This is a genomic window from Rathayibacter sp. Leaf299, from assembly GCF_001423055.1.
Classification (GTDB): Bacteria; Actinomycetota; Actinomycetes; order Actinomycetales; family Microbacteriaceae; genus Rathayibacter; species Rathayibacter caricis.
Genome location: NZ_LMNT01000006.1, coordinates 124467 through 136514 on the forward strand (window position 1 = coordinate 124467; position 12048 = coordinate 136514).

The window sequence follows — 12048 nt, forward strand, 5'->3', positions numbered from 1 at the left end:
CCGGTCGGAAACATGAAAATGAGAATCCCGACACTGACGTGCCCGCACTGCAAGCACACCTTCTACGGAGTGACGGTTACTCGTCACGGACTGATGTCTTGCGGCAACTGCCGCCGGACCATCCGCGTCTAGGTAACAACCTGGAAGGCGTGCGGCCATCAAGCCGCACGCCTTCCAGCACGGAAGTTCTGTCAGCCGGATGAGCGTCGCGTCCGCGAACGTGGTGCGCGGCTGCGGCAGGAGCGGCCCTCGCTCGCTATGCGGTGTGGCGCTCGAGGTACTCGTCCAGCGCACGTCGTGCAAGGGCGCTGAACTCGATGCCCTCCGTTGCGGCCTGCGCTTCACCTCGACGGATCCGCTCGACTCCCCAGCGAACCGAGCGGGTAGGGGTGATGCCCTTCTTTCCGGATCCGGCCCGGGGGCGGCCGATCGCCATGTCGACTGCGTCTGCGCCTCCGAGGGCGGCCTCGAGGAGGGCGCGTCCTGCTTCGTTGCCCTCGGCTCGGGTCCACGCGCCGCCCGTCGGCGCGGAAGCTTGCTCGTACCGCTCGCTGGCGCGGGCGGCAGCGTCGTCTTCGGCTGCGGTGATGTTCTCGGCGGTCATTTCGCGTTCCTCTCTGCAATGTCGAGCATTTTCCTGCGGGCGATCATGACGTGGAAGATGAAGATGTCTGCCGGGGGAGTGATCAGGGCGACCACCTCAAGCAGCTGCGTCCGATCCCGCATCGGTCCGATGAACAGGTCCGGCCGCCGGTTCCCGATTCGCGGCTCTTCGAACTCCTCCAGGCGGTACACGTAGTTCAAGATCGCGTTCGTCGCATCGTCGTGGTCGATCCCGTGTTTGTCTGCCGACTTCGCCCATCTGATCGCCATGTGGAAAAGTGTAACACACTTTGGCTTAAGTGTAACTCACTTTCTCCGGCGCGGGCAAGATGCCGTGAGAGTCAGATCCCCTGCATCTCCGGTTCGCCCGAGGCGTCATCGGATTCCTCGAGCCTCGGGGAGACACCGTGGACCCATCCGTCGATCTGTTTCGGATCGATGGTCGGCAAGAGGATGGGGGAGTTGGCGACGAACCAGAGGTGCGCTTCGTCGAAGGCGTGCCACAGCGGCCGCCGGCTGACGTGCTCGACGTACCAGCCCACCCGCCGCCGAAGGGGCGGGTCGATCCGCCAGGACTGCTCCGCCCAGACCCAGTCGGTGAGCTTCGCGAAGTCGTACGGCAGGTCCCGCAACGGGCTGAGGATGCTCGATCGGAGTAACTGGTGGGTCATCGCGCCGCGCACGGCGAGGAGCCCGCCGACCTTCTCACCGGCGGTCGGGGTCAAGGACGCCAGGTGGTCGTCCTGCAGCGCCAGCGATGGCCTCTTCGGACCGGTGAGGATCCAGTAGGCCTCGGAGAGGTCGTAGACGGCATCGAGCGCCCAGTTGACCGCGACGAGGACGGCGCCTTCGTCCTTCGTGTGGCTGAGCTCTCGCAAAAGCTGCGCCGCCCAGATGAGAGAGCGCAGCCGGACCCGGTAGTCCTCGATTCGCTCCGACGATGTCACGAGCGACCGTCAGCGCCGGCCGCGCCCGATGAGGCATTCTCGACCGCTCGCCGGATCGTCGAGGCGCCGACACCGAGCGTGGAACCGATCGTCGCCCAGGGCGTCGGAGGAGTCGACACTCGCATCTGCAGGGCGGCCGCCAGACGCTCCGGAGTCACCACGGTCGGACGTCCGCCGTGACGTCCTCGAGCGCGCGCAGCGGCGAGGCCGGCTTGGGTGCGTTCGGAGATGATGCGGCCGTTCATCTGCGCGAAGGCGGCGCAGATGTGGAAGAAGAGCTCTCCGCCGGCGGTCGTGGTGTTGAACGGTTCGGTGAGGGAGCGGAACTGGATGCCGCGGCGCTGCAGCTGACCGACGATCGAGACGACGTCAGACATCGACCGGCCGAGGCGGTCCGTGCTGTAGACGAGCAGAACGTCGCCAGCGTCGTCGCGGAGGAACTCGAGGCACGCAGTGAGGCCAGGCCGGTTCGCGTTCTTCCCGGTGAGCTTGTCGCTGAAGGTCTTCACGGCGCCGGCCGAGGAGAGCGCGTCGATCTGCGAGTGCAGATTCTGATCCAGTGTCGAGACGCGGGTGTAGCCGACGATCGCCATCAGCTCACCGCACCCTCGAGCTCGACACCGGAGGAGACCGCAGCGAGCTCGACTGGGAGCGACGCGTGCGCCTGGTCGGCGGCGGTGAGTAGGTGAGAGGTCACCCCGGAACGGTACTGCTCGGAAACGTCACGAGGGCGGTTGCGGCTGATTTGATTTCGGCCACGAGTTTCGAGCACGTGGCCGGGGTCGACCGGCCGAGAAAACTCGCGGATTCCAACCTCACTCCGTCGACGCGTCAACGGGCGCTCGTAAACGATCGTTTGCGGACGCCCTCGTCCACTGAGGAGACAGCCACCGATGCGCTGTCGCCGTCATCTGGGCATGAGCGCGGCTCGGGGCCGCTCGTGACGGTTCTGCTGACGAGACATCGCCGCTGTAGATTCTCGTACTATGCCCTTGAACTCCGCCGGCACGGTCGCCGACTCCTTGACTCTTCGCTTCGACGGAGAGGAGGCCAACGGCGACAAATTGCACGAGTTGCGAGCGTCTCACGTTGCGGAGGTTCTGCAGGGAATCGTTGGACTGACGAGCGATTTTGACAAAGCTGGAGTCTTTGACGCAGACGGCCCTGCTGGCTCGGAGATCTTGGTTCGCCCGGCGCAGGAGGGATCCTTTCTCATTGAGGTCGTTCGAGTTGTGTCCGATTCGGTGGCCGCTGTGTCAGACACGTCCGGGGCTCTTGGCATTCCGACGGTCGGTGCAATTATCTATTGGGCGACGAAGTCGGCTCGCGCTGACGTGAAGGATTACGAGCACCTCGATAACGGTCAAGTCAAAATCATTTGGCAGGACGACACTGTTGATGAGGTTCCCGCCAAGGCTTGGCAAGAACTCAAGGTGCGGAAGCGCCGTCGCAAGAAGCACCTCAGGCAAATCATGGCTCCCCTGAGTGACGCTCGAGTAACGTCGCTTGACGTAGCACTTGAACCAACTCCGACCGGACAAGAAACTCCGGAAGTACTCATACTCGACCGCGCAGCCTATGAGGCAGTCAAGCCACAAGATGACGTCGAAGAGATTGAGGAGACTTTCGAACGAGAAGCCCGCATGTCGGCCATCGATTTTGACGACGCTACTAGGTGGAAGGTCAAGACCAGAGAAGTAACTCGAGGAGCAGCTGTAGAAGATGCCGCGTTTCTCAAGAAGGTGGCAGAGGGACTCGCGATCCGAAAGGACGACATTTTCAATCTGAGAATTCGCGAGAATCGTACGATCACGAACGGCAGCAGTCGAAGCACTTGGACAGTGCTGAAAGTGACGAGCCACCGGAGGGCGGCGGGTGACGACGACGCATAGGCATCGGTCGCAACGCAGAGTCGACCTCGCGAGCGTTGCGCTTCTCCTTGTGGGATTGGCTTCAGGAACCCTTGCGTACACGCTGGTTCTTGACGGTGCCAACCCCCTTGTAATGGTGCCATCTATCGCAGCAGCCACTATCGGGGCCACCCGCCTGACAAAGTACGAAGCTCCACGAAAGTAGGCGGGACCAAGCATTGGACCACAATCCCATCACCTCCTCGGGCAATCTAATTAGTGAAGATATGGCGCAAAAATCGCCAGTAATCGAACATGCCTGATTGGTTTCTCGATTCCCTCGAAACCGATCCGGCGGGCTGGGTTGGGGTGTGCATCACTCTTGGCGCATTAATTCTCAGTGCAGTTTTTTGGCGACGCGTTAAGTCTGTGTTTCTCTTCTTAATGCGCGGATGCGTTTCTTTCTTCCGCTGGATCGTAAAGATCCGAATTACGACCGCTGACAACGTGAAGACCAATCGGGGAATCCTCATCCCTGCCCGGTGGATCGTACGGCCGGATACGAAGAATGACGGAACCTTTTTTCTTATCAACGTAAGCGAAGGATCTGCCGCAAAAGACGTGATTTTGTATTCGCTGAGCGACGATGCTCAAATCTTAGACGCGGCCGCCTGGTCCGAAATACCTGGTGGCAACATGGCGCCTTACAAAATGGTCTTTCGTGATGGCGCCTTCTTCTTTGGCGTTTCATTTCGTATAGATTGGACCGACGGACATGGTCACCGGCGGTCACTTGCGATCACGGAGCGGTGGGGCTAAGTAAGTCTCACGTCAAGCCTGCGGTATCGACCAGCGGGAGGAATCGATGAGTCTCGCGCGAGCGACGATGCTCTGCTCGTACTCGTCCTCACTCATGCCACCCGACTCGACAAGCACGGCGCACGCGCCGACGAGCATCCCGTGACGCTCGGTCAGCGCCCAGTAGATCTGCTTCGAACAGCGTCCAGACCGCGGACTGCGCCGCCGCCCACCTCATCGACTCCGACGAGCCAGTCGTCACCGTGGCGAGCCGCTGCATCAGATCCAGTCCTTCGGAGCTCACTTGCCTCTCGCCACCCAGCTCGAGCTCGAACACCTGAACCGGTCCGGAGTACCGAGTACCCGGGTCGGGATCTGCGATCCCGTCGACCGTGACCGCGCCGATCACCGCGCCACGTTCGGGATCCTCGAACATCAGCGCCGGAAACTCGCTCGCCTCCCGAAACTGCCGTGCCCGAACGGCCCGAGCGGCTCTCCATCTGGATCACGAAGTCCTCCTCGCCCGGCCCGAAGCGGCCGTCGCACCGAAGGACCCCGCGCGTGAGCCGGATTGGTTCCATGTCTTCCTCCGTCTCGCAGCCGCGCCTCGGTTGGGTGCTGTAATGCTCAAAGCAGCTTCGCTGAGCTTCGCTCGGATGACACCAAGACACATGTCCAGCGCGCTGCTCGACTCCTAGACTGACCACATGGCGCAGATGGATCCGTTGCAGTTGGCCGCCGGCGCGTACGCCGCGAAGTTGTGGGACCAAGACAACTGGCGGGAATTCGGCCGCGAAACGGGTACGAGTGACATTCTCTCCAACCACTCCCGCCTATACCGCTCACAGGACTTCGGCGATCCGGACTACCCAGATGCCGCGCTTGAGGTGTTGGGGTGGGTACTCACTCAGGGGCCAGATGAGGATTCAGGCGAGAGGGGTAGGATGGACCTACTTGCGGATTCAATGCCGGATCTTCCGCGTTGGATCGACGCAAATGGCGCCTCACGGACAAAAAGGCTGTTTCGGAACTATCTTGCCGCGAGGGACATTTCCGAGATTCCGGAACAGTGGCTGGAAAGTCGTAACGTTTTCGACGATGCCGCTACGTCAAGTGCGCCCACTGAAGGCGGCAGCTCAACTCCGCCGTGGCGAGAGCCACAGATTCTAGGGCCGCTCGCCGCTGCTGCTAAGCAGACATTTGGGACGAGACCTTTGCAAGAAGACAATCCCTCCCCCGTAGTCCCAACGGCGCCGGACGAAACGGAACGAACTATCTTCATCGTCCACGGACACGATGAGATGGCGCTGAATTCAGTTCGCATTTACGTTCATCGCGAAACGGGGATCATGCCGATCTCGCTCGCTGAAGAGGCTGGTCGGGGCGCGACAATCATCGAGAAATTTGAGGACTGGGGTGCCAGCGCTTCATACGTGATTGTTCTTCTCACTCCAGACGACGTGGGACAAACCGTCGCGGGCCACGCGGCGCAGAACGAACCGAATAACCGCGCCCGACAGAATGTTGTCTTGGAGCTCGGTTACTTCATTGGGAAGATCGGGCGCAAAAATATTGTTGTTCTTGACGCGTCGGTTGAGCGCCCATCCGATCTTGCAGGTTTGAGCTATATCGAGTACCCGGGACTTAATTGGAAGGATTCGCTACGCGTCGAACTTGTAGCAGCTCAACTTGTCCGTTGACTAGCGGTAACTTCTTCGTCGTAGATCTTTCGACGACAATACGAAACCGGCCTGGGGACGTGCAGAATAGCGGCAAGTACGCGAGCACTCATTCCAGCGGGACGGCGCCCCTTTTGGGGATCGGCCCGACGGCGCCGTAGCGTCAGTTCCCGTTATTGCGAGCAACGTCTACATAATCCTCGAACTCTTCGAAGACCGCCCGAAACGCACGAGCCAAAACCACCAACGCGAGCCCAACTCCGGGCCCGATTAGAATGGCCGCTTCGAACGTGGAGAGCTGAGTGCGCCCGTCAACGACCGCCCACACAGCCAGCACAGTTGCTCCGGCAGCCGCCGTGAGAAAGAGAAGCTCGAAGTTCTCTCCTGGGCACGGGAGCGCGCGGGGATCGATCCGGCCGCTCTTGAACAGAAGTTTCCCGCGCTCCCTGCATGGGAGCGCGGCCTCGCTGCGCCTACTTTCGCGCAACTGCAGAGCTTCGCGAAGGCAACCCATGCGCCACTCGGCTACCTGCTTTTGCCGGAGCCGCCGAACGAACCCGTGCCGATTCCCGACTATCGCACCTTCGGCGATAGCGGTGTCACGCGCCCCTCTGTGGACCTTCTGGACCAGATTTACCTCGTTGAGCAACGTCAAGAGTGGTACCGCGACCACCAGCGCAATCTTGGAGCCGAGCCACTCGACTTCGTCGGCAGCGTCGACGTTCACGACGACGTCGTGGAGGTTGCGGCGACCATTGCCGCCCGCATCGGCTTCACGCTCGAGGACCGAGCTCGGTACCGGTCCTGGTCTGAAGCGCTGCGTGACCTCATCGACCTCATCGAGGTGACCGGCGTGCTGGTGATGATCAGCGGTGTCGTAGGCGCCAACACACGTCGCCCGCTGGATCCTCGAGAGTTTCGGGGCTTCGCGCTGACCGACCCGATCGCGCCCGTGATCTTTGTGAACGGGAAGGACACCAAAGCAGCGCAGATCTTCACCCTCCTGCACGAACTGGTGCACATCTGGATGGGCGAAAGTGCGTTGTCCGATGCGTCCATGACAACTCGCTCCGGACACGAGGACGAGCGTTTCTGCAACAAGGTCGCAGCGGAAACACTTGTCCCCTTGGAGTCCCTCCGAGCCGAATGGGCAGACGGAGCAGATCGCAGGCAGGAACTTGACCGCATCGCCGCCCGCTATCGAGTCAGCACCCTCGTCGCCCTCAGCCGCGTCTTCGACCTCGGCCACCTGCCTTGGGAGACGTATCGGCAGTGGTACGCAGAAGAGCTCGCCTACGTACTCGCCCGCAAGCAGCAGACGGCCTCCGACGGCGGCAACTACTACAACTCCGCGCCGTTCCAGATGAGTCGCCGCTTCGCCCGCGCTGTGATCGCAGACACTCTCGAAGGACGAACACTCCACCGCGACGCCTTCCGGATGCTCGGCTTCCGGAGCGCGGCAACCCTCACCCAGCTCGGGCAGAGACTGGGGGTGGCGTGATGTATCTCCTCGACGCGAACGTCTTCATCACCGCGAAGAACGTGCACTACGGCTTCGATGTCGTCCCCGGTTTCTGGGATTGGGTCGACGCAGCCGTCGCGCTGCGCCGTGCGATCAGCATCGACAAAGTCCAGGAAGAGCTGCGTGCGCAGCGCGACGAGCTCAGTGAATGGGCGCGTGACCGTTCCACCATGTTCCGTCGATCCGATGAAGATCTCACGCCGGCCCTCATCGCCATCGCCCAGTGGGCCACCGCCCAGCCGCGCTTCGAGCAGGCCGCGCTAGCCACATTTCTTGACAGCGCCGACTACTTCCTCATCGCGCACGCCCTGACCCATGGAGATGCCGTAGTCACGCACGAGGTCCCCGCCCCCGCGAGCAAGACCCGGGTGAAAATTCCCGATGCCTGCATAGGTATCGGCGTGCGCTACACCAACCCCTACGCGATGCTGCGTACGGAACGCGCACGGTTTGAATTGCGATGATCCGATCGGAGGCGCTGAAGATCTCCGGTAAACGAGATTACGTCAGCCTGCACCGAGTCTGTTCTGAGGTCGACCCCGGTACAGCCGAGGTTCGGCGCACTGAGGACGAGCCCTCGGTCGTCGACCACCAGCCGTAAATGTTCCGAGCGAGCGCACACTGAGCACGGGGGCGGCACTAAAACCGTCTCAGAATTGTTAATTGGTCTCAGAGTTGCTCATCTGGGTGTCTCGGGTCGTCGACGAATCAAGCCGTTTGACGCTCGATGACGTTGAGCGCGCCCGCACGGAATGCTGGTGGGCTTTCTCCAGGAGTCTGAATGAGGTGGGAGAGGTGGCGCGCGAGCGCCTGTGCGGCCCCGGAGAGGTCCATCGAGACGGTGGTCAGAGACGGAACGGAGAGCGCAGCCAGCTGGATGTTGTCTACACCAATGACGGCAAGATCCCTCGGCACGGTGATGGATTGATCTTGTGCGGCCGCAATTAAGGCAAGCGCGAGGACGTCGCTGAAGATGGCAACCGCCGTGACGGGCTCGGCGCCAAAAACGAGGTCGCGAACACTATCTCTGGCGGCTGCGGCTGTATAACCCATTCGGGTAATCCGGGGTTCCGGTAGACCGAGCTGCCGGGCGGCATCGAGAGCGCCATTCACGCGCTGTTCCGAAACGATGTCTTCGCTTGCGTCGTCAACCGCTGCATACGCGATCCTCCGATGGCCCTGTGCTGCGAGGTGGCGCACTTGAAGTTCACCGATCTTGTGCTGGTCGATGATCTGCGCTGCCCCTGAGAGCAGCAGACCATCGACAACGGGAGTTCCTCCGTTCCGGAGCGTCTGCGCATCCTCGGTTCCGATTTTGTCCAGTCCGACCACCGCGCACGGCTCTAGGTACTTCCAGAGATCCGCAGCGTTCAGGCCCCCAGTGGGGTGGATGAACACGCATGCGTAACCGGAGTCGGCGAGAGCGCCGCTTAGCGCGCGCTTGAACACTTCCACAGCCTCAGAAGGACGCATGTCGGGCACGATGCACGTCACGACGTTGCTGCGCCCGGCTTTCAAGGTTCTGCCTGACGCTGACGGCACGTAACCCAGTTCTCCTGCCGCTCGGAGGACGACGTCTCGGGTCTGATCTGTGATGCGGTTCAGGTGGCGTCCGTTCATGACGAAGCTCACCGTGGCCTGCGAAACACCAGCCGCTCGTGCCACGTCCTTCGACGTTACCCGTGCCATCTGAGCCCTTCCTCGTTGCGCTTTGTCTGTGTAGAAGCTACGGTACAGGTGTTTATACGTGTAAACCCGCCGAGCGCCTTGTCGTTCGCCTGAACACCGCATCAACGCCTCAAGGAAGAGAAGGACGATGAAGTCATACTTGGAATCAGCACCATCCCGCGCTGGCAGCGCGGCGTCGCGTCTGTCCGGATCGAAGCGGGGGAGGGGCGCGGTCGGTACTGCCGTCGGCGCCGTGGCTCTGCTCACGCTGGCCGGGTGTTCGACTCCGTCGGACCAGGCCGGTGCATCGGCAGCGCCCGAGGAACTGCAGAGCATCTACATGGCGAACCCGCTGCCCTCGTACGCCGACTGGGCAAAATTCGACGAGTGCTTCACCGCGCACTCGGAGGAGCTCGGCATCAAGGGCGACACCTCGGGCCCCACCACGATGGTTCCCGACAACGCCTTCACCGCGGACCGGATTTCGCAGGCCATCACGCAGGCCTACGACGCGATCATCATGGTTCCTATCGAGCCGGCGCAGTTCAACCCGCTGATGCAGAGGGCGAAGGACGCGGGCATCATCATCGGGACTGTCAACACCGGTGACGCCACGGATCTGCAGAACTTCGCGGTGGGTACCGACTACCCCGCGTACGGCGCACAGGTCGCCGAGGAAATCGGAAAGCGAGAAGGCGTGCAGAACGTCTTGCTCGTGACGAACGGCCCCGGTGGCGTCGGCGACGTGATCCTCGAGTCGTTGAAGTCCAACGCCCCGGACAACGTCACCATCGTCGATACCGTGTTCGACGGGGGAGACGCCTCGCAGACCGCCGACGTTGTCTCGCGCGCGCTCACCACCCACCCCGAGACCACCGTCGTGTACTCGTGGGAGGGGACCGCCGTTGCTGGTATCACCACCGCCATCAAGGAGAGGGACGCCGTCGGGAAGGTTGTGGGTGTCGTCAACGACCTCACCGATCAGAGCGTCGCCGGAATCCGCGAGGGCACCATCTACGGGGCGAGCAAGCAGAACTTCTGCGGTATGGCGACCCAGTCCATCGACTACGCGGTGGCCGTCAGCAAGGGTGAGGAGGTTCCCGCGATCACAGACACCGGAACCACCTTCGTCACCGCAGACAATCTCGACGCCGAACTCGAAGACAAGTAGTCGCGGGCATGGAGAACACCGCAACAGCTACCGCGGCGCTGCAGCTCCGGGGTATCACCAAATCATTCGGGCACGTCACTGCCCTGCAGGATGTGTCCCTTGACGCCTACCCGGGAGAAGTCCTTGCCGTAGTCGGCGACAACGGCGCCGGCAAATCGAGCCTGATCCGCACCATCAGCGGCATCTACCGGCCCGACTCAGGCGAGATCACCGTCAACGGCGGGGAACGCCACTTCACCACCGCCGCTGACGCCCGCGAGGCCGGCATCGCGACCGTCTTCCAGGACCTTGCTCTCGTGGAGGTATTGGACGTGGCGACCAACATGTTCCTTGGGCAGATCCCTCGCCGCGGGATCTTCGCTGACAGGAAGCGGATGGAGCGGGAGTCGCGGGAATTCCTCAACGAGCTTAAAGTCACCGTGTCATCCGTGCGCACCCAGATCGGGATGCTCTCCGGCGGTCAACGACAGATCATCGCGATTGCCCGCGCCATGCGTACCGGTGGCCACATCGCGCTGCTCGACGAGCCAACCGCAGCGCTCGGTGTTCGCGAAACCGCTCAGGCGGCCCAGATGATCAGCACCCTCCGCGATCGGGGAAACGCGGTCATTATCGTCAGCCACGACATGAGCCTGGTGCTCGATCTTGCTGACCGCATTCAGGTGATGCGGCTGGGCCGTGTCGCGGGAGTGCGTAAGCGGTCAGAGACAACTCGCGAAGAGATTATCGGACTCATCACAGGAGCAACCCAATGACCTCCACCAGCACATCCGCACCGGCCGCCGCGAAGGGCGCACGCACGATCGATTTCGGCCGGTACACGCAACTGCTCGGACTTGTCGCGGTCATCGCCCTCTTGGCCGTCGTCTTCCAGCTCACCAACCCCGCCTTCCTCACCGTCGCAAACACACTCGAGGTGCTGCGGTCGGCAACGCTCTATTTCATCGTCGCTTGCCCTGTCACTCTCATCATCGTCGCGGGGGGGCTGGACCTCTCCGTGGGCGCGCTGTACGCGCTTGGCGCCGTCAGCGGGGGGCTGCTCATGCTCAATGGGGTGCCCTGGCCTTTGGCGCTTCTTGCCGGCGTCTTGGTGGGGGCGGGCACCGGGTACATCACCGGAGCGATGTCCGTCTTCCTTGGGATTCCGTCGCTGATCGCCTCACTCGCCACCTTCTTCGTCGCCAGCGGAGTTGCTGTGGTGCTGACCGGAGGGCGGGACGTGTTCGGGTTCCCGGACGGATTTACCGCGATCGGAAGCGGGTCCCTATTCGGCGTGCCCAACCTCATCTACATCGCCGTCGCAATCGGTATCGTCTTCCACCTGCTGCTGGAAAACACTCCGTTCGGATACAACGTCCGTGCGACAGGTGGAAACAGGGCAGCAGCGATGGCCAATGGCATTCGGGTGAAGCGGGTGGACCTCATCCTGTTCGCCACAAGCGGAGGCATTGCGGCCCTCGCCGGCCTCCTAGGGGCCTCACGAATCTTCGCCGCATCACCGCTCGCGGGAGGAAACGCCCTCACCTTCCAGGTGCTGACCGCCATCATCATCGGCGGCACCAGCCTATTCGGAGGAATCGGAACAATCACCGGCAGCGCGCTGGGTGCGCTCCTGTTCGGAATCATCAACAACGGTCTCGCGACCAGCGGAGTGAATCCGCTGTTCCAAAACATCTTCATCGGAATCATCCTGGCCGTCGCCGTAGCGGTCGATCAATTCCGTCGCTCCCGACGGTTCAAAGCCGGCCGCGGATAGACAGCCGCGGCCGTCGCCGCCCGGGTCGGTCGCATACGTCCGACCCGGGCGGCG

Annotated in this window: 13 protein-coding genes; 8 read left to right on the top strand and 5 right to left on the bottom strand. The window is 62.2% G+C overall.

What is annotated here, in order from left to right:
• Positions 1-256: 256 nt before the first annotated feature.
• The 4 genes from ASF48_RS17765 to ASF48_RS17780 form a co-directional block, all read right to left on the bottom strand.
• Positions 257-604 (bottom strand): hypothetical protein, encoded by a 348-nt coding sequence (locus ASF48_RS17765; RefSeq protein WP_055794566.1) that lies wholly within the window; start codon positions 602-604, stop codon positions 257-259.
• Positions 601-873 carry a hypothetical protein gene (locus ASF48_RS17770; protein ID WP_055794568.1) on the bottom strand — a complete coding sequence of 91 codons (273 nt, stop codon included), beginning with the start codon at positions 871-873 and terminating at the stop codon, positions 601-603. Before ASF48_RS17770 ends, ASF48_RS17765 begins: the two co-directional genes overlap by 4 nt.
• Positions 874-944: 71 nt before the next feature.
• Entirely contained in the window at positions 945-1550 is a 606-nt protein-coding gene (locus tag ASF48_RS17775) for a hypothetical protein (RefSeq protein WP_055794570.1), read from the bottom strand.
• Positions 1547-2143, bottom strand: a complete 597-nt coding sequence (locus ASF48_RS17780) for a recombinase family protein (RefSeq protein WP_055794571.1) — start codon at positions 2141-2143, stop codon at positions 1547-1549. Before ASF48_RS17780 ends, ASF48_RS17775 begins: the two co-directional genes overlap by 4 nt.
• Positions 2144-2536: 393 nt before the next feature.
• On the opposite strand from ASF48_RS17780, the gene ASF48_RS19155 reads away from it, so the two are divergent.
• From ASF48_RS19155 to ASF48_RS17790, 5 genes are all read left to right on the top strand, one after another.
• On the top strand, positions 2537-3442 hold the full coding sequence (locus tag ASF48_RS19155) for a hypothetical protein (RefSeq protein ID WP_082481731.1): 906 nt from the start codon (positions 2537-2539) through the stop codon (positions 3440-3442).
• Between the two features lie 273 nt (positions 3443-3715).
• Positions 3716-4219 carry a hypothetical protein gene (locus tag ASF48_RS19560; RefSeq protein WP_157603239.1) on the top strand — a complete coding sequence of 168 codons (504 nt, stop codon included), beginning with the start codon at positions 3716-3718 and terminating at the stop codon, positions 4217-4219.
• A 686-nt stretch (positions 4220-4905) separates the two neighbouring features.
• Complete coding sequence (locus ASF48_RS19160) at positions 4906-5898, top strand: TIR domain-containing protein (protein ID WP_082481734.1); 993 nt, start codon at positions 4906-4908, stop codon at positions 5896-5898.
• A gap of 538 nt (positions 5899-6436) precedes the next feature.
• Positions 6437-7378 (top strand): ImmA/IrrE family metallo-endopeptidase, encoded by a 942-nt coding sequence (locus tag ASF48_RS17785; RefSeq protein ID WP_235577280.1) that lies wholly within the window; start codon positions 6437-6439, stop codon positions 7376-7378.
• Positions 7378-7863, top strand: a complete 486-nt coding sequence (locus ASF48_RS17790; RefSeq protein ID WP_235577281.1) for a DUF4411 family protein — start codon at positions 7378-7380, stop codon at positions 7861-7863. The genes ASF48_RS17785 and ASF48_RS17790 overlap by 1 nt, the downstream gene beginning before the upstream one ends.
• 244 nt (positions 7864-8107) lie before the next feature.
• Here ASF48_RS17790 and ASF48_RS19165 read toward each other — a convergent pair whose 3' ends face one another.
• Positions 8108-9088, bottom strand: a complete 981-nt coding sequence (locus ASF48_RS19165) for a LacI family DNA-binding transcriptional regulator (protein ID WP_162238051.1) — start codon at positions 9086-9088, stop codon at positions 8108-8110.
• A 232-nt stretch (positions 9089-9320) separates the two neighbouring features.
• On the opposite strand from ASF48_RS19165, the gene ASF48_RS17800 reads away from it, so the two are divergent.
• Genes ASF48_RS17800 through ASF48_RS17810 form a run of 3 tightly spaced genes read left to right on the top strand, consistent with a single transcriptional unit; the run spans position 9321 to position 11994 of the window.
• On the top strand, positions 9321-10238 hold the full coding sequence (locus ASF48_RS17800) for a sugar ABC transporter substrate-binding protein (protein WP_055794579.1): 918 nt from the start codon (positions 9321-9323) through the stop codon (positions 10236-10238).
• 8 nt (positions 10239-10246) lie between these two features.
• Entirely contained in the window at positions 10247-10993 is a 747-nt protein-coding gene (locus ASF48_RS17805; protein ID WP_055794581.1) for an ATP-binding cassette domain-containing protein, read from the top strand.
• Positions 10990-11994, top strand: a complete 1005-nt coding sequence (locus ASF48_RS17810) for an ABC transporter permease (RefSeq protein WP_055794583.1) — start codon at positions 10990-10992, stop codon at positions 11992-11994. Before ASF48_RS17805 ends, ASF48_RS17810 begins: the two co-directional genes overlap by 4 nt.
• Positions 11995-12048: the final 54 nt, after the last annotated feature.